This is a genomic window from Amphritea atlantica, assembly GCF_018860855.1.
In the GTDB taxonomy this organism is placed as follows: Bacteria; Pseudomonadota; Gammaproteobacteria; order Pseudomonadales; family Balneatricaceae; genus Amphritea; species Amphritea atlantica_A.
In genome coordinates, this window is sequence record NZ_JAHKQE010000030.1 from 95265 (window position 1) to 118802 (window position 23538).

Annotated in this window: 22 protein-coding genes; 17 read left to right on the forward strand and 5 right to left on the reverse strand. The window is 47.4% G+C overall.

What is annotated here, in order from left to right; all coding sequences use genetic code 11:
- Window positions 1-85: 85 nt before the first annotated feature.
- Window positions 86-1585, reverse strand: coding sequence for a sodium/proton antiporter NhaB (gene nhaB, locus KO512_RS13745; RefSeq protein ID WP_215952925.1), 1500 nt, complete (start codon window positions 1583-1585; stop codon window positions 86-88).
- 246 nt (window positions 1586-1831) lie between these two features.
- Between nhaB and nudC the strand changes: the two genes are divergently transcribed.
- Window positions 1832-2605: an NAD(+) diphosphatase gene (gene nudC, locus KO512_RS13750; protein ID WP_215952926.1), complete on the forward strand. Its 774-nt coding sequence runs from the start codon at window positions 1832-1834 to the stop codon at window positions 2603-2605.
- Here the strand turns inward: nudC and KO512_RS13755 are convergent.
- Window positions 2602-2937 carry an SCP2 sterol-binding domain-containing protein gene (locus tag KO512_RS13755; RefSeq protein WP_215952927.1) on the reverse strand — a complete coding sequence of 112 codons (336 nt, stop codon included), beginning with the start codon at window positions 2935-2937 and terminating at the stop codon, window positions 2602-2604. The two genes, nudC and KO512_RS13755, sit on opposite strands and share 4 nt — an antisense overlap.
- A 124-nt stretch (window positions 2938-3061) precedes the next feature.
- On the opposite strand from KO512_RS13755, the gene sohB reads away from it, so the two are divergent.
- The 6 genes from sohB (at window position 3062) to KO512_RS13785 (ending at window position 8030) form a co-directional block, all read left to right on the forward strand.
- Complete coding sequence (gene sohB, locus KO512_RS13760; RefSeq protein WP_215952928.1) at window positions 3062-4132, forward strand: protease SohB; 1071 nt, start codon at window positions 3062-3064, stop codon at window positions 4130-4132.
- A 128-nt stretch (window positions 4133-4260) separates the two neighbouring features.
- The gene (locus KO512_RS13765) at window positions 4261-4920 is read left to right on the forward strand and encodes a TetR/AcrR family transcriptional regulator (RefSeq protein ID WP_215952929.1); all 660 of its coding nucleotides are present in this window, start codon (window positions 4261-4263) and stop codon (window positions 4918-4920) included.
- 19 nt (window positions 4921-4939) lie between these two features.
- Window positions 4940-5416, forward strand: a complete 477-nt coding sequence (locus tag KO512_RS13770; RefSeq protein WP_215952930.1) for a L,D-transpeptidase — start codon at window positions 4940-4942, stop codon at window positions 5414-5416.
- Window positions 5417-5423: 7 nt separating this feature from the next.
- Window positions 5424-6443 carry a beta-N-acetylhexosaminidase gene (gene nagZ, locus KO512_RS13775; protein WP_215952931.1) on the forward strand — a complete coding sequence of 340 codons (1020 nt, stop codon included), beginning with the start codon at window positions 5424-5426 and terminating at the stop codon, window positions 6441-6443.
- A 17-nt stretch (window positions 6444-6460) separates the two neighbouring features.
- Window positions 6461-7570: a mechanosensitive ion channel family protein gene (locus tag KO512_RS13780; protein WP_215952932.1), complete on the forward strand. Its 1110-nt coding sequence runs from the start codon at window positions 6461-6463 to the stop codon at window positions 7568-7570.
- Between the two features lie 55 nt (window positions 7571-7625).
- On the forward strand, window positions 7626-8030 hold the full coding sequence (locus KO512_RS13785; RefSeq protein WP_215952933.1) for a DUF2750 domain-containing protein: 405 nt from the start codon (window positions 7626-7628) through the stop codon (window positions 8028-8030).
- Window positions 8031-8182: 152 nt separating this feature from the next.
- Here the strand turns inward: KO512_RS13785 and KO512_RS13790 are convergent, their stop codons facing one another.
- Window positions 8183-8914 (reverse strand): CsiV family protein, encoded by a 732-nt coding sequence (locus tag KO512_RS13790; RefSeq protein WP_215952934.1) that lies wholly within the window; start codon window positions 8912-8914, stop codon window positions 8183-8185.
- 2 nt (window positions 8915-8916) lie between these two features.
- Window positions 8917-12363: a transcription-repair coupling factor gene (gene mfd / locus KO512_RS13795; RefSeq protein WP_215952935.1), complete on the reverse strand. Its 3447-nt coding sequence runs from the start codon at window positions 12361-12363 to the stop codon at window positions 8917-8919.
- A gap of 300 nt (window positions 12364-12663) precedes the next feature.
- Here mfd and KO512_RS13800 point away from each other — a divergent pair, with 300 nt between their 5' ends.
- From KO512_RS13800 to sthA, 10 genes are all read left to right on the forward strand, one after another.
- Window positions 12664-14100, forward strand: a complete 1437-nt coding sequence (locus KO512_RS13800) for a glyceraldehyde-3-phosphate dehydrogenase (RefSeq protein ID WP_215952936.1) — start codon at window positions 12664-12666, stop codon at window positions 14098-14100.
- A gap of 326 nt (window positions 14101-14426) precedes the next feature.
- Window positions 14427-15764, forward strand: a complete 1338-nt coding sequence (locus KO512_RS13805) for a Na(+)-translocating NADH-quinone reductase subunit A (protein WP_215952937.1) — start codon at window positions 14427-14429, stop codon at window positions 15762-15764.
- A gap of 2 nt (window positions 15765-15766) precedes the next feature.
- A complete protein-coding gene (locus KO512_RS13810; protein WP_215952938.1) occupies window positions 15767-16978 on the forward strand; it encodes an NADH:ubiquinone reductase (Na(+)-transporting) subunit B in 1212 nt (403 codons plus the stop codon).
- Window positions 16965-17753, forward strand: coding sequence for a Na(+)-translocating NADH-quinone reductase subunit C (locus KO512_RS13815; RefSeq protein ID WP_215952939.1), 789 nt, complete (start codon window positions 16965-16967; stop codon window positions 17751-17753). Before KO512_RS13810 ends, KO512_RS13815 begins: the two co-directional genes overlap by 14 nt.
- Window positions 17754-17756: 3 nt before the next feature.
- A complete protein-coding gene (locus KO512_RS13820; RefSeq protein WP_215952940.1) occupies window positions 17757-18416 on the forward strand; it encodes an NADH:ubiquinone reductase (Na(+)-transporting) subunit D in 660 nt (219 codons plus the stop codon).
- Window positions 18416-19024: an NADH:ubiquinone reductase (Na(+)-transporting) subunit E gene (gene nqrE / locus KO512_RS13825; protein ID WP_215952941.1), complete on the forward strand. Its 609-nt coding sequence runs from the start codon at window positions 18416-18418 to the stop codon at window positions 19022-19024. Before KO512_RS13820 ends, nqrE begins: the two co-directional genes overlap by 1 nt.
- A 37-nt stretch (window positions 19025-19061) precedes the next feature.
- Window positions 19062-20288, forward strand: a complete 1227-nt coding sequence (gene nqrF / locus KO512_RS13830) for an NADH:ubiquinone reductase (Na(+)-transporting) subunit F (protein WP_215952942.1) — start codon at window positions 19062-19064, stop codon at window positions 20286-20288.
- Window positions 20289-20295: 7 nt separating this feature from the next.
- Complete coding sequence (locus tag KO512_RS13835) at window positions 20296-21330, forward strand: FAD:protein FMN transferase (RefSeq protein WP_215952943.1); 1035 nt, start codon at window positions 20296-20298, stop codon at window positions 21328-21330.
- Window positions 21331-21339: 9 nt separating this feature from the next.
- On the forward strand, window positions 21340-21579 hold the full coding sequence (nqrM, locus tag KO512_RS13840) for a (Na+)-NQR maturation NqrM (protein ID WP_215952944.1): 240 nt from the start codon (window positions 21340-21342) through the stop codon (window positions 21577-21579).
- Between the two features lie 144 nt (window positions 21580-21723).
- Window positions 21724-23124 (forward strand): Si-specific NAD(P)(+) transhydrogenase, encoded by a 1401-nt coding sequence (gene sthA, locus KO512_RS13845; protein WP_215952945.1) that lies wholly within the window; start codon window positions 21724-21726, stop codon window positions 23122-23124.
- 72 nt (window positions 23125-23196) lie between these two features.
- On the opposite strand, the gene KO512_RS13850 is transcribed toward sthA, so the two are convergent.
- Window positions 23197-23538: a hypothetical protein gene (locus tag KO512_RS13850; protein WP_215952946.1), complete on the reverse strand. Its 342-nt coding sequence runs from the start codon at window positions 23536-23538 to the stop codon at window positions 23197-23199.

The following is a 23538-nucleotide window of genomic DNA, read 5'->3' on the forward strand; positions in this document are numbered from 1 at the left end:
TTACGGGAGAAAGAAAAAAGGCTGATGTGGTAAACATCAGCCTTTTTTTATGTCAACGAACTGTCTTCGATGCTAATGGTGTCATTTATAGAAAGTGTGTCACCGCAAAGTAACCCGTCAAGCTCATGACGACCGTGTAGGGTAGGGCCATCCATACCATGGTGCCATAGGATAAGCGGATCAGAGGTGCCAGTGCAGAGGTCAGCAGAAACAGAAATGCTGCTTGACCGTTAGGGGTGGCAACACTTGGGATGTTGGTGCCGGTGTTGATGGCAATCGCTAGCAGATCAAAGTGCTCGCGGCTGATTGAGCCTTCATGCAGAGCCTCGAGAACTTCATTGATATACACCGTGGCAACAAAAACGTTATCGGAAATGGCGGATAACACGCCGTTTGCAATGAAGAATATCCCTGGTTGAGCGTGAGTATCCATCGCCAGTACGGAAGCAATAATCGGTTGGAACAGGTGTTGCTCATGAATAACCGAGACGATGGAAAAGAAGACGACTAGAAGTGCCGTAAAGGGGAGGGCTTCTTCAAATGCTTTACCTATCTGATGCTCTTCGACGATACCGTTAAAGGCGGTCAGCAGAATAATCACGGTTAGACCGATTAAACCGACGGCTGCCAGATGGAATGCCAGCGCCAGTACCAGAAAAAACGCGACCAGTATTTGCACGAACAGGGCGAGCTTATCAGCTTTAGTCAGTTTCTTATCCTGTTCTGCTGAATAGTCTTCCAGAATAGCACGAACAGAAGCGGGGATATCTGCGCCATAGCCAAACCATTTGAGTTTTTCCAATAGCATACAGGTCGCTAGGCCAGCGAATAGTACCGGCATGGTGACCGGTGCCATCAGAACGAAAAATTGAACGAAATCCCAGCCCGCTTTCTGCGCGATCAGTAGGTTTTGTGGCTCACCCACCAGTGTACATACTCCGCCTAGTGCCGTGCCTACGGCACCATGCATGAGCAGGCTGCGTAAAAAGGCACGAAATTGATTGAGGGTGTCGTGATGGTCTTGGTGTACATGCTCATCATCGCCGTGATCATGGGCTTCCTGTTGAAACTGTTTACCTGAGGCCACTTTATGGTAGACCGCATAGAAGCCGACGCCCACGCTGATTAACACCGCGGTGACGGTCAATGCATCAAGAAAGGCTGACAGTAGCGCGGCAAACAGTGAAAACATCAGTGATAAGATGATTTTGGAGTGAATTTTTAGCAGTAATTTCGTGAATACCCATAAAAGCATATTCTTCATGAAGTAGATGCCTGCTACCATAAACATCAGCAGCAGGATGACCTCTAAGTTTGCTTGGACCTCATGGTAAACGGTATCAGGGCTAGCCAAACCGATGATAATTGCTTCTAGTGCAAGTAAGCCTCCAGGTTGCAGTGGATAGCATTTGAGAGCGAGGGCTAGAGTAAAGATGAATTCAAAAATCAGCATCCAGCCAGTGACAACGGGGCCTGCTGTGTAGAGCAGAATCGGATTTAGAATCAAAAAAAGTACAATGGCTTGCTTATACCATATTGGAGAGTTGCCAAGAAAGTTCTTAATAAGAGCCTGCGTAGTGGTCATCGATACGGGGTCCTGTGCCAATTCGGGCTTATGGAAAGTTACTGTACATCATGTCAATAATAGTGATTACAGTCTTTCCAACGTATGTTTAGTAGTTAAAACTATTATAATTTCGCGGTAGATTAGCAGGAGTTGTGTTAAATCAAAAGCCTGCTTAACCTGTTAAGAATACTCTAGTCTTCAGGTTAGCTGTATGCCTGAAACCACCGTTTAGTGATCTGTTTTTGTTTAGGTTCCAATAATATTATGAAAATTGAATACATTTATGCCGCCGCAGAGCGGGTCTGGTCTGACCCTCAAGGCCGTTGGTTGTTTGATGAACCCTATTATAATCATACGCTTGCATTAGAAGAATACGATCTCACATTGTTACCTGAGCAACCGATTAGGTTGATCGTCATGCCTGAGTCCGAGTTGCAAGATGGGGCTTCGGGTTTACATCTCAGACAGTTGTTATCACGTACCGATGACGCTAATTTCCCCTTGTTATCTCGCGCCGCTCAGGTCATTACTTGGAGCCGAGATCATCGTTTTTGCTGCCGTTGTGGTGAGCCGTTAGTTAATCACGATCATGATCTTGCTAAACAGTGCAGCGGTTGTGGTCTAACGCAGTACCCCCGCTTATCGCCCTGTATCATCACCCTAGTTACTCGTGGTGAGTACTGCTTGCTGGCTCATGGGATTCGCTTTCCGGAGGTGCGCTACAGTACGCTTGCTGGGTTTATCGAAGCGGGCGAGAGCGCTGAAGATGCCTTGTCGCGTGAAGTGCGAGAAGAGGTGGGGGTTGAGGTTAATAATATTCGTTACTTCTGTAGCCAATCTTGGCCATTTCCGCACTCGTTGATGTTTGGTTTCTTTGCGGATTATGTTTCTGGCGATATTGTGCCGGAGCCCGGCGAGATCGTTGATGCGCGCTGGTTTCATTATACCGAGCTCGATGAGGCGCCGATTCCGCCGCCCTTTACGATTTCTCGGCAACTCATCGATGCCTTTCAGGCGCGCTGGACAAAACCAGATTAACGCTGCTTTTGTTTGCTAAAAAACTTACTTAAACGAGTCGCGAGCATGACATTGCCTTCGGCTCTGAGTTTGCCGCTTAGATAGGCGCTCATGCCATCTTTCTGCCCCGTTACAACACTGATAAATGTTGTGCTGTTAGTGATCAGCGTTATATCGGGGTCATGATGTTCCCCCCGTTCAACCGTTAGCTGCTGTTCGGCAATGCTGAAATAGAAATCATCGGCATCGTTTAACACAAACTGAAAGGTGGCGGTGACGCCTTGCGTGTTTTCAGGTAAAAACCGGCTGGAAAGCTTTTCGATAACCTGAGTGACGGTAATAGTATCGGACATGTGAATTCAGCTCTCCAATTTTATGTAACAGTGATATTGCCTAAGAGGGTTGTATGTTACATTACCCCACTATAAATCAATATATTGAATTGCCCTAAAGGGGCGTATTTATCTGGAGTGTTAGGTGGTCGATTTTCTGGCAAATTACGGATTGTTTCTGGCAAAGGCGCTGACGGTAGTGGGTGCTTTGTTGCTCGTTTTGATGGCGGTAGCCGCAGTGGCATCACGGAATAAAAAAGATAATAAAGAAGGTTATCTTAGTGTTCATAGCATGAATGAAACACTTGAAGATATGGAGCACGCGCTGAAAGAGGTGGTGTTGGATCCTGAAGTTTATAAGCATCAGCTTAAAGCGGAAGAGAAGCAGGATAAAGCGGATGCTAAAGCGCGCAAGAAAGCGCTCAAAAAAGCCGAGCCTGCCCCTGAAGCGGATCGTAAGCGTGTTTATGTGTTGGATTTTGATGGCGATATTAAAGCCTCAGAACTAGAGCCGATGCGTGAAGAGATTACGGCGGTGCTGACGATGGCGACCGAGCAGGATGAAGTGGTTGTTCGCCTAGAGAGCCCAGGAGGCATGGTGCATAGCTATGGTTTGGCATCCTCGCAGCTGGAGCGTATTAAGCGTCAAGGGATTCCACTGACCGTCTGTGTCGACAAAGTGGCTGCCAGTGGTGGTTATATGATGGCTTGTCTGGCGGACAAAATAGTTGCCGCTCCTTTTTCGATTCTCGGATCGATTGGTGTTGTCGCGCAGCTGCCTAACTTTCATCGTCTGTTGAAAAAACATGATATTGATTATGAGATTTTAACCGCGGGTGAATATAAGCGCACGATGACGGTGATGGGTGAAAATACCGAAAAGGGTCGGCAGAAGTTTATTGAAGAGCTTGAAGACACTCATAGCCTATTCAAAGAGTTCGTTGGCGAGTTTCGTCCGCAGGTTGATTTAGAAAAAGTGGCAACCGGTGAAGTGTGGTTTGGACGTCGTGCCTTGGATGTTAATCTGATCGATGAAATTTCGACGAGCGATGAATATCTGACAAAAGCGTGTGACGAGGCGGATGTTTATCTGGTGCGTTTTGAGTATAAGAAAACCCTTCAGGATCGTATTTCTGAGATGTCAGTTAAAACGACTGATAGCCTGTTTACTAAGTGGGCAGGGCGTATTTTAAACTCACGATTATTAGCTAAGTAACCAAAATGGTAGGAGAAATCTCCACATGATGGCTTTGTCGCTTATAATCTTTGTCTCTGTGTTTTAAACATGATAGTGCTATCGTGTCTAAAGCAATAAAGGATTATAAGTCGATTACGGGGGCTTCGATGCAAAAGTCTGCAACCGCAAAGAAAATTATGTTAGCTGCAGAAGTCTTGTTTGCCGAGCAGGGCTTTGCAGAAACGACTATGCGTGAAATTACCAGTGCCGCAAAGGTAAATCTTGCGGCCGTTAATTATCATTTTGGTTCTAAGAAAGGGCTGATTACCGCGGTGGCTGAAAAATACCTCACACCACTGGTCGCTAACCTTAACTCAGCCCTCAGCGAAAGATTAACGTTAGATGCGGATAAAACTATCACCGCGGAAGAGTTGTTAGAAATTCTGATGCGAACCTTGTTGCGGGTGGGCAAGGTTAAGCGGTTTGCGCTGCCCGTGTGTATGCGTTTGCTCGAACTTATCTATATGAAAAATCAGTCAGAACTACGTGATGAGATGATCAATCAATATCGTGGTTCGTTTACCTGTTTTATCGATCTATTGCGTAAAGATTCAGCGATAATGAGTGATGAGGAGTTCTTTTGGCGGCTGCATTTTCTCATGGGCTCGATAATTTTTACGTTGTCCAATTTTCAAACGCTGGTGGCGCTTGAAATGCGTGAGTTTGAGCGTGCCGCTGAGGTGGAGCGTACATTGCATCGTTTAATTCCTGTCTTGGTCGCGGGTTTACACGCCCGTGCCGACCGCACACCTTTTACCCGTCTCTGACGGAGTAGCCCTTTTTGTTATGCATATTCTGATTTCGTTAGCCCGCCAAAGTCTAGAGCTATGGCGGGGCTCAATCTGTCTTAAGCGTTATTCGGTTTCAACCGCATTAAATGGCCCCGGTGAGCAAAAAAACAGTGGCTGTACGCCCCGAGGTGAGCATCTAATTCGGGCTAAAATTGGTGCGGGAAAGCCTATAAATTCAGTCTTTATTGGTCGCCGCTCGACCGGTGAAATTTACTCCTCAGCGCTAGCCGAACGCTATCCACAGCGAGACTGGATCCTTAGTCGTATAATCTGGCTTTCGGGTTGTGAAATAGGTCGCAATCGCCTCTCCTGCGTTGATACAATGCAACGCTATATATACATTCACGGCACGCCGGATTGTGAGCCTATGGGGCAGCCTTTGTCCCATGGATGCATTCGGATGCGCAATCTCGATATTGTCGATCTGTTTGAGCGTGTGAATGTTGGTACCCGAGTTTTCATAGAAGAGTAAATTACTAATGTCTGGAGCATTGATGCTGGACATCGCCGGCCTAAGTCTGACAGCAGAAGATAGAACGCTGTTACAGAACCCTCAGGTTGGTGGTCTTATTCTGTTTAGCCGTAACTATCAGTCCCCTCAACAACTGACCGATTTGATTAGTGAGATTCGTGCCTGTGCGCCGAAGATTTTGATCGCGGTTGATCAGGAAGGTGGGCGTGTGCAGCGTTTTCGTGAGGGGTTTACTCGATTGCCGCCTATGGCTGTATTGGGTGGTCTCTATCGGCAGAACCCGGCTGATGGCTGCGAGGCTGCTTGTCAGTTAGGTTGGTTAATGGCCGCAGAACTGATCAGTTATGGTGTTGATATCAGCTTTGCGCCGGTATTGGATCTTAATTTTGGTGTCAGCGAAGTGATCGGTGATCGTGCCTTTTCAGCTAAGCCGGAAGAGGTGACCGAGCTGGCAGGCGCCTTTGTTCGAGGGATGCGGCAAGCGGGCATGGCTGCAACCGGTAAGCATTTTCCTGGGCATGGTTGGGTGGTTGCTGATTCGCACTTGGCTATTCCAGTCGATGAGCGTCCTCTCGCGGAGATTGAAAAACAAGATTTGCTACCCTTTGCCCGTTTAATGGAGCAAGGCTTAGATGCGGTCATGCCTGCGCATGTTATCTATCAGCAGGTGGATGATCGCCCAGCCGGTTTTTCGCCTTACTGGATAGGGCAACGGCTGCGTCAGGATATGCATTTTGATGGGGTCGTATTTAGTGATGATTTGACCATGGAAGGCGCCAGTGTGGCGGGCAGCTTTGAGTCTCGCGCAGCCCAGGCGCTTGAGGCTGGGTGCGATATGTTGCTGGTGTGTAATGATCGTGCTGCTGCCTTGCAGGTTTTACACTATCTCGAAGCAATAGATCATCCGGGGTCGGTACGCATTGAGCGGATGAATGCGACTCAGCATTATGCCATTGAGACTGTTCGCAATAGTGAGCGGTGGCATCAGGCTGTGAATTTAGCGAATCAGTTAATCGATATTAAATAAGCTTTTGGAGCGACACTATGCAGGAGCAGCTTACGCAGGTTTTTACCGAGTTGGGTTTGGATGGCTATAAAGATGCCTGGATTTTTCAGGTATTTATGGTGGTGTTTATTACCATGCTGATCAACTTTATCTCAAATAGACTGTTTCGTCGGTTAGAAGATCAATTGGCCAAAACACGAAATGTCTGGGACGACATATTATTGCATGCTGCTCGCCGGCCTATTGCGTTGTTAATCTGGGTGTTGGGCTTGAGTCTGGCCTTTGAGTTAACGGATCCTGAAACCGGTTCGGTATTGGTTAAGTTAGTTGAGCCGTTGCGTCGAGGCTTGGTGATTGTGATGATCGCCTGGTTTATGATTCGCTTTATCAGGCAGGCCGAAGGCGTGTTGGTGAGTGAAGATAAAGTTAAAAACCCGATGGATGAAACCACGGTCGGTGCGCTGGGTAAGTTGTTACGGTTGTCGATTATTATCACGACCGTACTGGTTGTACTGCAAACCTTTGGGTATAGCATTTCGGGGGTCTTGGCGTTTGGTGGTATCGGTGGTCTGGCGGTAGGTTTTGCGGCGAAAGATCTACTGGCTAACTTTTTTGGTGGGTTGATGATCTATCTCGATCGCCCCTTTAAAGTGGGTGATTGGGTGCGCTCACCGGATAAAGAGATTGAAGGAACGGTTGAAGATATTGGTTGGCGTTTAACCTGTATTCGGACGTTTGATAAGCGTCCTCTCTATGTGCCTAACGCAACCTTTGCTAGCATCTCGTTAGAAAACCCTTCACGTATGACGAATCGTCGTATTTATGAAAAAATTGGTTTGCGTTATGAAGACTCTGCATTGGTAAACGGTGTTATTGATGATGTAAGGAAAATGCTCGTGCATCATCCTGAAATTGATAGCAGCCAAACATTGATTGTTAATCTCAACAGCTTTGCCCCTTATTCGTTGGAGTTTTTTATCTACACGTTCACTAAAACGACTAACTGGGTGCGTTTTCATGAAATCAAACAGGATGTGATGGGGAAAATTATCGATATTGTGCATGAGCACGGTGCTGACTTTGCCTTTCCTACCCAGACGATTCATCTTGAAAATGGTGATTCTCAACCGTTGGTGGATCAGGCTTGATCGTGAAACCAGTGTTCTTTTTTAATCTTTGCCCGACAGGGCGTTGGAGATATGTGTGACTGCTGAGCAGAATGAACGGGAAAAGATTGCGACCTATGATGCGGAACAGCGCTTCGACTACCTGATCAGTCGGGTTGTAGAGACCGATGAATTATGGATTCTGACCGATGAGCAGGGCAGTGTCATGCTCAATACCGATGATGAAGATTGTGTGCCGGTATGGCCAGATCAAGCATTCGCAGAGCAATGGGCGACCGGTGAGTGGTCTGATTGTGAGGCGATGCCTATTACGTTGAAGCAATGGAACTATCGTTGGACGCCGGGGCTGGAGGAAGATGGCTTCGCGGTGATTGTTTTTCCGTTGGCGGGCGAGGGTGAGGATGAAAATGGTTTAGTGGTGTGGCCTGAAGAGTTAGATATGATGCTGACGCGTGAGGTTAAACGCGCTCGCAAGAAGTGATGTAAAGTATTCCTTTTGCAGCTAGGGTCTGATCACTGTGCCTTAGTCAATCGAGAGCGCTTGTAAAAGTTGTCAGTCATGTTGAGTTAAATAAAAACGGAGCTTAGGCTCCGTTTTTATTTGTCTGCAATCTGTAAAGGGCGTTTTTATCGTTAAATTCGGGTGATTCTCACCAGCATGCCAAACAGTGGATGATCAAGATAATGTAATTCGTTACGGCGCATGCGTCGGGCAGATTTCATTTCAACCGTGAGGAAGTCCGGAATGGCTGTTTGAGTTAAATAGCGATTGCCATTGCTGCTATCGTTATTAGCCGTTGCTAGTTGGTCAGTCTCGGCTGTCGGCGTTTCTATTGAGTTTACGCTGCTATCGGTGACCGGTGTTAGTAGCATTTGGCTTTCGGCAGGGGTTAGCCTGCGGCTGTGAAATAGGTCGCTGCGAAAGTGCAGATAGCGGCCTTTATCGATGGAAATGTAGCCGTCGAGTTCATATAAGCCGTTATCGAGGATTTCACCGCCATTAATTCTAATGACGTTTCTGTTTTTAGTGCTCCCAATCGGTTGTATCCATGCTTCATGAAAGAGTACGTGGTAGCCGGCGCTGCGTCTTAGGCTGGCTTGCTTGGCGTTAAGCGATAGGGATGACTTAGGTAGACGAGTGAAGTAGCCATTTTGCTGGCCCGCCTGATAATAGTTCAATGCACGACTTGGGCGGGGTGGTATGGCGTTTATCGGTGGCCAGATTTCGTCGTCCAGTGTATCGGATGTTAGGTGGCTAAAAATAAGCAACTCGACCTTATAGTTGCTTGTATCGGCCTGTACTGTCGTGCTGCTTAACAGTATCAGTGTCAGAGCCATTACGATCCCTGAAGCGAGCTTGGTCATTATCAATTCCCGGTCAATTGCTGAAGGAGCTGTTCTACCGCTTGAAAGCGTTGCTCTATTTTATCCATCTTCATGGTGAACTTCAGCTGACTTGAGCCACCAAACTGAAATTTTTGTGGTTGTTGCTGTACCAGTTGTACCAGTTTGAAGGGGTCAACCGCTGTATCGGCCTCAAAGTCGATACGGCCGCCTTTTTCACCCGCATCGATTTTGCAGATGCCTAGCTGTTCAGCATGGAGTTTGAGCAGTGTTTGTCGGAACAGGTTTTTCGTTTGTTCAGGCAGGATGCCGAAGCGGTCAATCATTTCGATCTGTAGTTCTTTTAGATCGGTTTCGTTTTTACCATTGGCGATGCGTTTGTACATAATGAGACGATTGTGTACATCCGGAAGGTATTCATCGGGAATCAGAGCGGGTACGCGTAAATTGATTTCGACGCCAACTTTGAGTGGTGCATCAAGATTGGGGGTCTTTCCTTCGCGAATGGCATCGACTGCTTGTTCCAGCATCTCCATATAGAGCGAAAAACCGATATTTTGAATCTGCCCGCTCTGGCCTTCGCCGAGCAGTTCCCCCGTTCCCCTGATCTCCATATCGTGGGTGGCGAGGGTGAAGCCAGCACCAAGCTCATCGGCGCTGGTGATCGCTTCTAAGCGTTTTGCTGCATCGGTGGTCATGGCTTTAGGGTGGGGCGTCATCAGATAGGCATAGGCCTGATGATGTGAGCGACCCACTCGGCCCCGTAGCTGGTGTAGCTGGGCAAGGCCAAACTTATCGGCGCGATCAATGATGATGGTATTGGCGTTAGGTACGTCGATGCCCGTTTCGATGATGGTGGTGCAGACGAGTACATTAAAGCGTTTGTGATAGAAGTCGGACATGACCTGCTCGAGCTCTCTCTCTCGCATCTGCCCGTGTCCAATACCCACCCGTGCTTCCGGTATCAATTCACTGATCTCGGCGGCGGTTTGCTCGATATCTTTCACTTCATTATGTAGGTAGTAAACCTGTCCGCCCCGAAGTAGTTCCCGCAGAATAGCTTCTTTTTTAAGGGCTTTATCGGTTTGTCGGACAAAGGTTTTGACCGACAGGCGACGTGCTGGTGGTGTCGCAATGATCGATAGATCGCGGATGCCAGACATCGCCATATTAAGCGTACGTGGGATCGGTGTGGCGGTCAGCGTGAGAATATCAACCTCGGAGCGTAGTGATTTCAGGCGTTCTTTCTGTTGTACCCCGAAGCGGTGTTCTTCATCGATGATGAGTAGGCCCAGGTCGCTAAACTTAATATCGCCCTGAAGCAGTTTGTGGGTGCCGATGACGATATCGGTTTTACCCTGTTCCAGTGATTCGATAACCGCGTTGCTTTGCTTGCCTGAGCGGAAGCGGGAGATTAGTTCAACATTGACTGGCCAGTCAGCAAAGCGGTCACGGAAGTTCTCATAATGTTGCTGTGCTAGCAGTGTGGTCGGTACCAGTATCGCTACCTGTTTATTGCTCTGGATCGCCATGAAAGCTGCGCGCATCGCCACTTCCGTTTTACCGAAGCCGACGTCACCGCAGACTAGACGGTCCATGGGTTGCGGCGATTTCATGTCGTTGATAACCGCCTGAATGGCGTTGGCTTGATCGACGGTTTCTTCAAACGGAAAGGCGGCGCTAAAGCTGGCGTAGTGTTCATCGGGTGAATTAAATTGATGACCTCGGCGTGCTGCACGGCGGGCATAGATATCCAGTAGTTCGGCTGCCGTATCGCGGACTTTTTCGGCGGCTTTGCGGCGCGCTTTGCTCCATTGTTCGGTGCCGAGTCTGTGCAGTGGCGCAAGTTCATCACCGGCACCGGAATAGCGGCTGATGAGATGCAGTGAGGTCACCGGTACGTAGAGATTGGCGTCGTTGGCGTATTCCAGTTTAAGAAATTCCGACGTTTGTGAATCTAGCTCTAGGGTAACCAGCCCTCGGTAGCGGCCAACGCCATGATCAATATGAACCACAGGTGCGCCAATGTTGAGTTCGGTCAGATTTTTGATGATCTGATCGGATTGTTCTTGCTGTTTAGAGCGGCGACGACGCTGAAAAACTTGATGGCCGAATAGTTGTGTTTCGGTAATTAGATGAAACTTACCCGGCGCGCTGAGTCCGTATTCTAGCGGGAAAATACAGATGTTAATCGGATAACCATCGTCGAAAAATTGCTGCAGATTGTCGACTTGATGGGGTTTGATATTGATGCGAGCTAGCAACTCCATCAATGCTTCACGTCGGCCGGCGGATTCGGCGCAGAAGAGTATTTTGTCCTGAGTCTTTGCTAGAAAAGTGTCAAGAGCGGCTAGCGGCTGAGCCGCTTGAGCGTGAATCGTTAATTCGGGTGGCTCGATGAGGGATAAGTTATAACGACCGGATGCCGCTTTCGCCTGGGTTTTATTTTGCTGCAGTTGGATGCGCTGTCGCTGTTTTAGAATGCTGAAAAGCTCTGTCGCGGGGATAAATAATTGATCGGGGGCGAGAATAGGGCGTTCGATATCGTAACGGCGTTCTTCGTAGCGTTCTTGAACATCTTGCCAGAACTGTTTGCAGTGATTTTCTAAGTCAGTTTCGGCCAGTATCATGACATTTTGTGGGAGATAGTCGAATATCGTCGCGCATTGATCAAAGAATAGCGGTAGATAATATTCAATCCCCGGAGGGGTCATGCCATCGTTGATGTCCTGATAAACGGAGCAGCGTTTATAGTCCACATCAAAGGTTTCACGCCAGCGCTGTTTGAAATGGCTGATGGCGGCTTTATCAAAGGGAAACTCTTTGGCTGGTAGGACGCGAATATTATCGACTTTATCGATCGAGCGCTGAGATTCAGGGTCAAAGCTACGTAAGGTGTCGACTTCGTTATCGAAAAGTTCAATACGATAAGGGACCGCGCTGCCCATGGGGAAAATATCGATAATGGAGCCACGAATGGCAAATTCGCCGTGCTCGAAGACGGATTCGCTCAATTGATAGCCGGCATCGGTCAGTTTGTGGCGCATTTCATCCAGATCAAACGCTTGGCCTTGATCCACGATAAGCGCGTTACCGTCGAGAAATTGTTGTGGTGCAACGCGGTGCATCAAGGTGCTGGCGGGGATAATCAGTACCCCGCGCTGTAGTTGAGGCAGTTTAAATAGGGTGTTGAGCCGCTCAGATATTATGTCTTGGTGTGGCGAAAAGTTATCGTAGGGCAGTGTTTCCCAGTCGGAGAAAACCATGCATTCAAGGCTGTTGTTGCTATAGAAGCGGATCTCGGACTGAAGGCGTGTGGCGCTGTCACTGTCATTGGTTATGCAGAGTATCAATCCCGAATGTTGTTGGGCAATATCGGTCGTTAGTAAGCCACGGCCGCTGCCTAAAAGGTTACCTATTCTTCGGATATCGCCTGGCGATTGGGGTAATTGATATTCTTCTGTAAACACTTAAGACGAGCTCCGCTAAGCTGATATAGGCTTTATAGAACAATTGTATTGACGAAACTGACAATACTGCTCTGGCCGCATATCTTACGGCCCACGGGGCAAAAGTACACCCCATTCCGTGCAATAACTAGCTGTCCTTAAAGGGTCTGTTTTTGTCTGTCAGTGTTTATTATCAGGCGGTAGTATTTTATCTAGGTCTAAAGTGTAGTGTTTCCGATTTGCTCATGTGGGGGTAAAAGTGGATAATGCGCGCAGCAAAATTGACTGCTATTTAGACTACTACCTTCTTTGGAGTGAGCCGTGAGCCAAGATAAAGTGTTAGCTGACTGGAAAGGTCGCGAAGCATTAGCTGAAGAGATGATTCCACTCGTTGGACGTCTGTATCGTGACAAGCATGTTGAGACGTCTGTATATGGTCGTCTTATTAACAAGCGTTCTGTCGTTGATGTGATGAAAGCACATCGCTTCGTGCGTCAGCTTGAAGATCAAGAGCTGTCAGTACATGATACTTATCCCGTGCTGAAAGCATTGGATTCTATCGATGTTAAAGGTGCTCATGTCGATGTGGGCAAGCTGGCGGTTAAGTTCCGTGATGAAGCTAATGGCAGGTCCATGGAAGAGTTCCTGACAGCTGAGTTGGCTCCGGTTCTCGGTGGTGATGAATCAGAGCCTACCGATGTCGTGTTATACGGTTTTGGTCGTATCGGACGGTTGTTGGCTCGGTTGCTGATCGAACGTACCGGTGGTGGCCACTCGCTACGTTTACGTGCCATTGTTGTGCGTAAAGGTAAAGCGACTAATGACCTGGAAAAACGGGCTAGCTTGCTGCGTCGTGATTCAGTGCATGGTTCATTCCACGGTACTATTCAGGTTGATGAAGAAAATCAGGCGATTATCGCCAATGGTAACCTGATTAAAGTCATCTATTCTGACGGACCTGATCAGGTTGATTATACGCAGTATGGTATTGATAACGCGTTGGTGCTGGATAATACCGGTATCTGGCGTGATGAAGCTGGCCTCTCTCTGCACCTGAAATCTAAAGGTGTGGCTAAGGTTGCGCTGACTGCACCAGGTAAAGGTATTAAGAATATCGTTATGGGTGTTAACCATGGTGATATCGAAGACAGTGATCGAATTCTGTCAGCGGCTTCTTGTACTACTAACGCTATCTCGCCAGTATTGAAGGCGATAGATGCTAAGTATGGCGTGACCAATGGTCATGTTGAGACAGTGCATGCTTATACCAACGATCAAAACCTGATTGATAACTATCATAAAGGTGATCGTCGTGGTCGTGCGGCGGGTCTGAACATGGTGATTACCGAAACAGGTGCGGCTAAAGCGGTATCTAAGGCGCTGCCTCAGTTAGAAGGTAAGCTGACTGGTAATGCGATTCGGGTACCAACGCCTAATGTTTCGATGGCTATCCTCAATCTTAATCTTGATGCTGAGACGAACAAAGAAGAGTTGAACAACTATCTGCGTGATATGGCGTTGCACTCACCTTTGCAAAAGCAGATCGATTACAGTAACTCGCCTGAAGCGGTTTCTTCTGATTTCGTTGGTTCGCGTGCAGCGGGTGTGGTTGATGCGTTAGCGACAATTGCCGAAGGTAATCGTTGTGTACTGTATGTCTGGTATGACAATGAATTTGGTTATAGTAGCCAGGTGATTCGTATGGCTCAGCGTATGGCTAAATGTACTTTGCCGGCGTTCCCTAAAGCGAAGATCTAATACGACTTTCGATGTATAAAAACCGCCCTAAGAGGCGGTTTTTTATTGGGTTTTTAAATATATTCTAAAAGATTCTCGTCTTATAACTTAAAGTTCTATCTTTGATTTGCTAATAATGGCCTAAAAGCCCCCTTTAGTGGTCGCTCTTGTAGAAAAATTACCTTCTGATCTTTATACTTAACCGGTTTTTGGGTTGGGGTTATCCCCTCCATTGTAGGGTTATTGCTTTGGTTTGCGACATCAGGGGACAGTGTTGCAGAGTCGGAGGCATAGTGCTCTGCAGGAAGGGATCCTAAGAAAATTATAATAGAGATTGGGTGAGGCGGATGATCAAGATCAAACAGGGTCTGGATCTACCTATAGCAGGCGCACCAGAACAGACTGTTTCGGCAGCTGTTGAGGTTAAGTCTGTCGCCGTGATCGGCTTCGATTATCAAGGCTTGAAGCCTACGATGCGGGTCAAGGTGGGAGATCGAGTAAAACTCGGTCAAGTGATCTTTTCCGATAAGAAAACGGAAGGTGTTGATTTTACAGCACCAGCTGCGGGTGTGATCAAAGAGATCAACCGTGGTGATAGACGTGTTCTTCAATCGGTTGTTGTTGAAATAGATGGTAATGAAGCGGAGCAGTTCGCGAAATATGATGCATCTCAGTTGTCATCACTGACGGCTGAGCAAGTGCAGGATAACCTGGTTAAATCCGGTGCCTGGACTGCATTGCGAACACGTCCGTTTAGCAAAATTCCACAGCCAGGCTCTCAGCCTGCGTCGATTTTTGTCACGGCTATCGATACGAATCCTCTGGCAGCAAATCCAGAGGTTGTTATTGCTGAACAGAAAGAAGCCTTCGTTAACGGTTTAACCGTGTTGACGCGTTTAACTGAAGGTAAGGTCTTTTTGTGTAAAGCCGCAGGTGCAGATGTACCAACGGCTACTGGCGTAACGGTTGAAGAGTTTGCTGGTGTACATCCAGCGGGCAATGCGGGGACGCATATTCATTTCCTAGATCCCGTGTCTTCATCTAAGACAGTGTGGACGGTGGGCTATCAGGATGTCATTGCTTTTGGCCAGCTGTTTACCACCGGTGAGCTTTATACTGACCGTGTGATTGCGATCGGTGGACCTAAGGTGACTAAGCCTACGCTACTGCGTACTCGTTTAGGTGCAAACCTTGATGAACTATTGGCTGGGCGTACTGAAGGGACTCACAATCGTGTGATTAGTGGTTCTGTCTGGAACGGACGTCGTGCACAAGGGCCTTTGGCTTATCTGACGCGTTATGCAAATCAGATATCAGTGCTTGAAGAGGGTGATCAGCGTGAGTTTTTAGGCTGGATTAAACCGGGTGCTGATAAATTCTCTGTGCTGAATATGTTTGCCTCTGCGCTGAACCGGTCTAAGAAGTTCAACTTCACCACGACGACTAACGGTTCTGAGCGGGCCATGGTGCCTGTGGGTCAGTTTGAACAGCTGATGCCATTGGATATTCTTCCTACGCAGCTGCTGCGTGCTCTGGTTACCGGTGATGTCGTTCACGCGATGGAATTAGGTTGTCTTGAGCTTGAAGAAGAAGACCTCGCGCTGTGCACATTTGCCTGTCCGGGCAAGTATGAGTATGGCCAGATCCTTCGCTCCAATTTGGCGCGTATAGAGAAAGAGGCCTGATCATGAGCTTACGAAATATTCTCGATAAAATGGAGCCGCATTTCCATAAAGGCGGCAAATATGAAAACTGGTATGCGCTGTATGAAGCAGCCGATACTATTTTTTATACTCCGGGTCATGTGACTAAGACAGCGGCACACGTACGTGATGCAGTTGATCTTAAGCGGATCATGATTCTGGTTTGGATGTGTACTTTCCCAGCGGTATTCTTTGGTTTGTACAACGTCGGCTTTCAGGCCAACACGGCGATGGCTGCGATGAACATTACTGAGCCATCAACATGGCAGGGTAGTATCGCAGGAGCGCTAACTAGCTTCGATCCAGATAGCCTGTGGGATAACATTATTCACGGAGCATCTTACTGGTTACCTATCTACCTAGTGACCTTTGTTGTCGGTGGTTTCTGGGAAGTGCTGTTCGCCATGAAGCGTGGGCATGAGGTTAATGAAGGTTTCTTTGTTACTTCTATCCTATTTGCTTTGATTTTGCCGCCAACCATCCCTTTGTGGCAGGTTGCGCTCGGCATTAGCTTTGGTGTTGTTATTGGTAAAGAAGTTTTCGGTGGAACCGGTAAAAACTTCCTTAACCCAGCACTGACAGGTCGTGCCTTCCTGTTCTTCGCTTACCCTGCGCAGATGTCAGGGGATGCTATCTGGACAGCGGTTGATGGCTTCTCTGGTGCTACGCCTCTGGGTCTAGCTGCTGCGGGTGGTGTCGATGCTATTCTGGCACAAAACATTACTTGGTTTGATGCCTTTATCGGTAACATTCAGGGTTCTGTTGGTGAGGTCTCTACCTTTGCGATTGCTTTGGGTGGTCTGGTGTTGTTATTTGCGAAAATTGCAGCCTGGCGTATCGTGGCAGGGGTGTTTATCGGCATGACCGTTATGGCGACCTTATTGAACCTCATCGGCTCTGAAACCAACGCAATGTTCTCACTGCCGTTCTATTGGCATATGGTGTTGGGTGGTTTTGCTTTCGGTATGTTCTTTATGGCAACCGATCCTATCTCTGCGTCTATGACCAATACAGGTAAGTGGTACTTCGGTGCTCTGATCGGGGTGATGGTTGTTCTGATCCGCGTAGTTAACCCAGCATTCCCTGAAGGGATGATGCTGGCGATTCTGTTCGGTAATCTGTTTGCTCCGCTTATCGATAACTTTGTCGTGCAAGCAAACATCAAGCGGAGGGCGATGCGACATGTCAGCGAGTAAAGATTCTATCGGTAGAACACTTACCGTAGCTGTTCTGTTGTGCGTGGTCTGTTCTGTGGTTGTTTCTGCAGCCGCCGTGCTGTTAAAACCAAAACAGATTGCAAATAAGAACCTTGACCGTCAAACCAATATCTTGGCAGCTGCCGGTATTGCGACTGATGGCAAGGATGTTCAGGCACTGTTTGATGAGCTTATCGAGAAGCGCTTTGTTGATCTGCGCACCGGTAAGTACACCACTGTTGCCGATCCTGAGCGCTACGATGCGAGCAAAGCAGCTAAAGAAGCGGACACCGGGATTAAATTAAGTCGTGAGAATGATATTGCTTCGATCAAGGTGCAGGCGAAAGTGATGCCTGTTTATCTGGTGAAGAGTGATGCGCCTCAGGGCTTCGATAAGATGATCTTGCCGGTTCATGGTTATGGTCTTTGGTCGACGCTATATGGCTTTTTGGCATTAGAGTCTGATCTGAATACCGTTGTTGGTCTGGGCTTTTATTCCCATGCAGAAACGCCTGGGTTGGGTGGTGAAGTTGATAACCCAAACTGGAAAGCTTTGTGGCCGGGTAAGCAGGTTTATCATGAAGGTTCAATGCAACCAGCTCTGGGGCTGATAAAAGGCAGTGTTGACCAAACGTCAGCGAATGCTAAATATCAGGTTGATGGGCTTTCTGGTGCAACGCTGACCAGCCGTGGTGTGACTAACCTGGTTCACTTCTGGATGGGTGAAAATGGTTATGCACCATTTCTGTCAAATCTGAAAGCAGGGGGGGCGTAAATTATGTCTCAAGTTAAAGATGTCCTGATTGGACCGATTTTTAACAATAACCCGATCGGGCTACAGATCCTCGGTATTTGTTCCGCACTGGCGGTAACATCTAACCTAGGAACTGCCTGTGTGATGGCGCTGGCCGTAACGGTTGTTACTGCCTTTTCCAACATGTTTATCTCAATTATCCGTAATCAGATACCCGGTAGTATTCGGATCATCTGTCAGATGGCGATCATCGCCTCGTTGGTTATTGTGGTAGACCAGATTCTGAAAGCATACGCTTATGAAATTTCTAAGCAGCTGTCAGTCTTTGTTGGTTTGATCATTACTAACTGTATCGTGATGGGTCGTGCTGAAGCATTTGCGATGAAGAACCCTCCTGGCATCTCCTTTTTGGATGGTATCGGTAACGGTCTGGGCTACGGTGTAGTGCTTCTGTTTGTTGGTTTTATTCGTGAACTGTTTGGTGCTGGTAAGCTGTTTGGTATTGAAGTTTTGCCATTGATCACTGATGGCGGTTGGTATCAAGCGAATGGCTTGTTGCTACTACCACCAAGCGCGTTCTTTATTATTGGCATGTTCATCTGGTTGATTCGTACCTTTAAGAAAGATCAGGTCGAAGCACCAGAATTTGAGCTGGCGAAGAACTCTCAGAAGGAGGCTGCGTAATGGAACAGTATATCAGCCTTGCTGTTAAGGCGATCTTTGTTGAAAACATGGCGTTGGCATTCTTCTTGGGAATGTGTACCTTCTTGGCGATTTCCAAAAAGGTAAAAACGGCTGTGGGTCTGGGTATTGCGGTTATCGTCGTGTTGGCTATTACGACACCGATCAATAACCTGATCTATAACCTATTGCTGCGTGAAGGTGCGTTGGCATGGGCCGGTTATCCTGATGTTGATCTGAGCTTCTTGGGTTATATCTCCTATATCGGTGTTATCGCAGCGATTGTGCAGATCTTGGAGATGTTCCTCGATAAGTATGTTCCTGCGTTATATAACGCATTGGGCGTATTTCTACCGTTGATCACCGTAAACTGCGCCATTATGGGTGCTGCATTGTTTATGGTTGAACGTGACTACACCTTTGGTGAGTCAATTGTTTATGGTACGGGTGCGGGTGTTGGTTGGGCGTTGGCGATTGCTACCCTAGCAGGTATCCGTGAGAAGCTTAAATACAGCGACGTGCCGGAAGGTTTACGTGGCCTAGGCATTACCTTCATTACTGTTGGTTTGATGTCTCTGGGTTTCATGTCTTTTTCCGGCGTACAGCTGTAATTGCTGTCGCATGATCAACTAAAGAAGGATTAAGCTAATGAATGCAGAAATCGTTCTCGGCGTTGTCATGTTTACTGCGGTGGTGCTTGCACTCGTCGCGGTAATTTTGGCAGCCCGTTCGAAATTGGTAAGCAGTGGTGATGTCACTATCACCATTAACGATGATCCGGAAAAGAGCGTTACCGTTCCTGCCGGTGATAAGTTGCTGCAAACTCTGTCTAGCGTCGGCATCTTTGTACCGTCTGCCTGTGGTGGCGGTGGTACCTGTGCGCAATGTAAATGTCAGGTATTGGAAGGCGGTGGCTCTATGCTGCCAACTGAAGAGTCTCACTTTACGATGCGTGAAGCGAAAGAGGGCTGGCGTTTATCGTGTCAGGTCGCTGTTAAGCAAGACATGAAAATTGAACTTGAAGAAGAGATCTTTGGGGTCAAGAAGTGGGAATGTACGGTTGAATCTAACCCGAACGTGGCCACTTTCATCAAAGAGCTGACACTGCGTTTGCCTGAAGGTGAAAACGTTGACTTCCGCGCCGGTGGTTATGTGCAGTTGGAGTGTCCTCCACATGAAGTCCATTACAAGGATTTCGATATTGATGAGGAATACCGCGGCGATTGGGATAAGTTTGATCAGTGGCGGTTTGTCTCGAAAGTGGATGAGACCACTATTCGCGCATACTCCATGGCTAACTATCCTGAAGAGCGCGGTGTTGTGAAGTTTAATATTCGTATTGCTTCACCACCACCGGGTACTGATGTTCCTCCCGGAAAAATGTCTTCCTATGTGTTTAGCCTGAAGCCAGGCGATAAGATCACTGTTTACGGACCCTTTGGTGAGTTCTTCGCTAAAGATACCGATAATGAAATGGTCTTTATCGGTGGTGGTGCAGGTATGGCGCCGATGCGGTCTCATATCTTTGATCAGCTGAAACGTTTGCACTCTAAGCGTAAGATCTCTTTCTGGTATGGTGCTCGCTCTCTGCGTGAGTGCTTCTACAATGAAGAATACGATAAGCTTCAAGAAGAAAACGATAACTTCAGCTGGCATCTAGCATTGTCTGATCCACAACCTGAAGATAACTGGGAAGGTAAAACAGGCTTCATTCACAATGTGTTGTATGATAACTATCTGAAGGATCACGAAGCGCCTGAAGATTGTGAGTACTACATGTGTGGACCACCGATGATGAACGCGGCGGTTATCCAGATGTTGGTTGATCTGGGTGTTGAGCGTGAAAACATCTTCCTTGATGATTTTGGTGGCTGATTAAAAGATGTCTGATATCACCAGGCGTAGTATTAAACGGCCGGCAGCTTTGCTGCTGGCCGCTTTGTTTATGTTGCTTGCTCTATCTGGGTGTAGCAATGAACCCGAAATTGTTGCCCATCAGGGGCCGACAATGGGTACATCCTTCTCGGTAAAGTGGGTCTCTTCTGACGCCTCAGTCGATGCCACATTACCCGCACAAATCGATCAGTTATTGGTCGATATCAATCACAGTATGTCTACCTATCAGGATGATTCAGAGCTAAGTCGCATCAATCAGATGCCGGCCGGTGAGTCTGTTATGTTATCCAAAGGTTTGACGCAGGTTTTAAAGCAAGCTTTAGAGATTAGCCACTCCTCTGGCGGCGCATTTGATGTCACTGTAGGGCCATTGGTTAATCTGTGGGGCTTTGGCCCAGATGGGCGGATCATTCGGGCGCCCGCTGATGCTGATATTCAAGCATTACGTCAGCGGGTTGGTTATCACTATATTAATCTGTCTGGACAGAAGTTGACTCGAGAGCGTAATGTTTATATCGATCTATCGGCTATCGCTAAAGGCTATGGAGTCGACAAAGTTGCTGAACTACTCGAAACGGCAGGAATTACCGCCTACTTAGTTGAGATCGGTGGTGAACTACGTGCCCGAGGAACTAAGCCTGACGGCAGTCATTGGAAGATTGCGATCGAAGCGCCGGTTTCCGGAGAGCGTCAAGTTCAGCGTATAATCAAAGTTAACAATATTGGTATCGCCACATCGGGCGATTACCGCAATTATTTTGAGGAAGACGGTATTCGTTTTTCCCATACGATTAACCCAGTAACGGGCAAACCAATAGACCATAAGTTAGCGTCTGTAACGGTATTGGCTAAAGATTGTGCCACTGCTGATGCACTCGCAACTGCGATGATGGTGCTGGGGCCTGATAAGGCAGAAGCCTATGCTGAAGAGCAGGGCGTTGAAGCGTTAATGATTATAAAGTCCGATGAGGGCTTTGTAGAAATAATGACACCAGGTTTTGCTAATTACTTGGTGGAGTGAGGAAATATTATGAGTACGATGATTTTAACTTTTGTAGTGTTGTTACTAGTGGTAGCGGGCATGTCCGTTGGCGTGATGATGGGGCGTAAGCCGATAGCGGGTTCCTGCGGTGGTCTTGCTGCGGTGGGTATCGATGAAGAGTGCGCCATCTGTGGTGGCAATCCCAGTAAGTGCGAAGAAGAGCAGGATAAGCAAGGCCGTAAGGAAGAGCTTGCAGCGCTGGCGTATGACGCTAAATCTGGACGTTAATCGACCCATGAGCCATTAAGCGCGTTTGGCAGGTATCCTGTTTATGTATCGGTACTCTGACTTTAATGTGTCGATATAGATGTTAATGTTTTCGTCTTCCATCTTAAAACAATATAGAAATTTATCAGATAACAGGGGAAAGTGATGGCTGTATATGACTATGATGTCATTGTAATTGGATCGGGTCCGGCCGGCGAAGGCGCAGCAATGAATGCTGCCAAAAAAGGACGCCGTGTGGCCGTTATCGAGACGCAGAACTCTGTCGGAGGCAACTGCACTCATAAAGGGACTATCCCATCCAAGGCGCTGCGTCACTCCGTTAAGCAAATCATAGAATTCAACACTAACCCTATGTTCCGGGATATCGGCGAGCCACGCTGGTTTTCGTTTCCTAAAGTGCTTAAGCGTGCTGAAAAAGTGATCTCGAATCAGGTGATGATGCGTACTAACTTTTATGCTCGTAACCGTATCGATCTATTCTTTGGGCAGGCTGAATTTGTTGATAAGACGACAGTATTGGTTACCGGTACTGTGAAAGGTGATGAAACCCTGCGTGCTAAGAATATCATTATTGCCACGGGTTCCCGTCCCTATAAGCCGGATAATATCGACTTCACTCATCCCCGTATTTACAACAGTGATACTATCCTGACGTTGAGCCATACGCCCAGGACGCTGATTATCTATGGTGCTGGCGTTATCGGATCTGAATATGCCTCTATCTTTAGTGGTTTAGGTGTTAAGGTCGATCTGATTGATTCTATGGATCGTTTGCTGTCTTTCTTGGACGCCGAAATATCTGACTCACTCAGTTATCACCTGCGTAATAATGCGGTGAAAATTCGTCACAATGAAGTTTACGAAAAAGTTGTAGCGGATGAGCGTGGAGTAACGTTAACGCTGAAGTCCGGTAAAATGATCCGTGCGGATGCCTTTCTCTGGTGTAACGGCCGTAGCGGTAATACCGATATGCTGAAGCTCGATAAAATTGGGCTTGAGGCAAACGGTCGTGGGCAGATCGAAGTGGATGAGCATTACCGAACTAAAGCTGACGGCATTTATGCTTGCGGTGATGTGATCGGTTGGCCGGCATTGGCATCAGCGGCTCTTGACCAAGGGCGGGCAGCATCGTCTGATATGTTAAAGGCTGATGATTTTCGCTATATCAATGATGTTCCTACAGGGATTTATACTATTCCTGAGATCAGCTCAATTGGTAAGACGGAAGAGCAGTTAACTGAAGAGTGTGTGCCTTATGAAGTTGGCCAAGCATTTTTCAAAGACACGGCGCGGGCGCAAATTTCCGGCGAGCCCGTTGGGATGCTGAAAATTCTCTTTAATCGAGATACCTTGGCGATTTTAGGGATTCACTGTTTCGGCGACCAAGCATCTGAGATTGTACATATCGGTCAGGCGATTATGAACCAGAAGGGTGAGGCGAATACGATCAATTATTTCGTCAATACAACCTTTAACTATCCGACGATGGCAGAAGCCTATCGGGTAGCCGCTATTGCGGGTTTGAATCGTATTTCTAATCTCTGAATAGTTTTGCCTATTAAAAAACCGCCTCGTTGGGCGGTTTTTTGGTTTTTAGCCTTGATGGACCCGTTGAGTCTAATCAGGGGTGTTCGTTTTATCGGTATTTTTTTTGTTTTCTGGTGCTTTGTAAAAACCATCTTCGTAATATTTGCCGGTTACACCGAGTTTCTTTTCTATCCAGCGGTTGTAATGCTTCCAAATAAAAAAGCCGGGTGTCATGGCGATTATAATGCCGAGCATTAAGCCTGAACCGGCGTACTCCTGTGGAAGTAGCGCGGTCACCCAATCATAGAAGCCGGTTTTATCCATCAGCAGGTAATATCCGAGTAAAAAAAGTAACCCAATACCGGTGGCAATATGGTGGAGTGTTTTGTTGTGCGAGTTAACTTGATTGCTTTGATTAGAATGGTCAGACAT

Coding starts and splice junctions, on each gene's coding strand:
- KO512_RS13835 (WP_215952943.1), top strand. CDS start 20,296: ATGTCTGATATCACCAGGCGTAGTATTAAACGGCCGGCAGCTTTGCTG.
- KO512_RS13755 (WP_215952927.1), bottom strand. CDS start 2,937: ATGTCCGATACTATTACCGTCACTCAGGTTATCGAAAAGCTTTCCAGC.
- KO512_RS13765 (WP_215952929.1), top strand. CDS start 4,261: ATGCAAAAGTCTGCAACCGCAAAGAAAATTATGTTAGCTGCAGAAGTC.
- KO512_RS13770 (WP_215952930.1), top strand. CDS start 4,940: ATGCATATTCTGATTTCGTTAGCCCGCCAAAGTCTAGAGCTATGGCGG.
- KO512_RS13850 (WP_215952946.1), bottom strand. CDS start 23,538: ATGTCTGACCATTCTAATCAAAGCAATCAAGTTAACTCGCACAACAAA.
- KO512_RS13790 (WP_215952934.1), bottom strand. CDS start 8,914: ATGACCAAGCTCGCTTCAGGGATCGTAATGGCTCTGACACTGATACTG.
- nagZ (WP_215952931.1), top strand. CDS start 5,424: ATGTCTGGAGCATTGATGCTGGACATCGCCGGCCTAAGTCTGACAGCA.
- nudC (WP_215952926.1), top strand. CDS start 1,832: ATGAAAATTGAATACATTTATGCCGCCGCAGAGCGGGTCTGGTCTGAC.
- KO512_RS13805 (WP_215952937.1), top strand. CDS start 14,427: ATGATCAAGATCAAACAGGGTCTGGATCTACCTATAGCAGGCGCACCA.
- KO512_RS13815 (WP_215952939.1), top strand. CDS start 16,965: ATGTCAGCGAGTAAAGATTCTATCGGTAGAACACTTACCGTAGCTGTT.
- KO512_RS13780 (WP_215952932.1), top strand. CDS start 6,461: ATGCAGGAGCAGCTTACGCAGGTTTTTACCGAGTTGGGTTTGGATGGC.
- nqrE (WP_215952941.1), top strand. CDS start 18,416: ATGGAACAGTATATCAGCCTTGCTGTTAAGGCGATCTTTGTTGAAAAC.
- KO512_RS13810 (WP_215952938.1), top strand. CDS start 15,767: ATGAGCTTACGAAATATTCTCGATAAAATGGAGCCGCATTTCCATAAA.
- nqrF (WP_215952942.1), top strand. CDS start 19,062: ATGAATGCAGAAATCGTTCTCGGCGTTGTCATGTTTACTGCGGTGGTG.
- KO512_RS13820 (WP_215952940.1), top strand. CDS start 17,757: ATGTCTCAAGTTAAAGATGTCCTGATTGGACCGATTTTTAACAATAAC.
- nhaB (WP_215952925.1), bottom strand. CDS start 1,585: ATGACCACTACGCAGGCTCTTATTAAGAACTTTCTTGGCAACTCTCCA.
- nqrM (WP_215952944.1), top strand. CDS start 21,340: ATGAGTACGATGATTTTAACTTTTGTAGTGTTGTTACTAGTGGTAGCG.
- sthA (WP_215952945.1), top strand. CDS start 21,724: ATGGCTGTATATGACTATGATGTCATTGTAATTGGATCGGGTCCGGCC.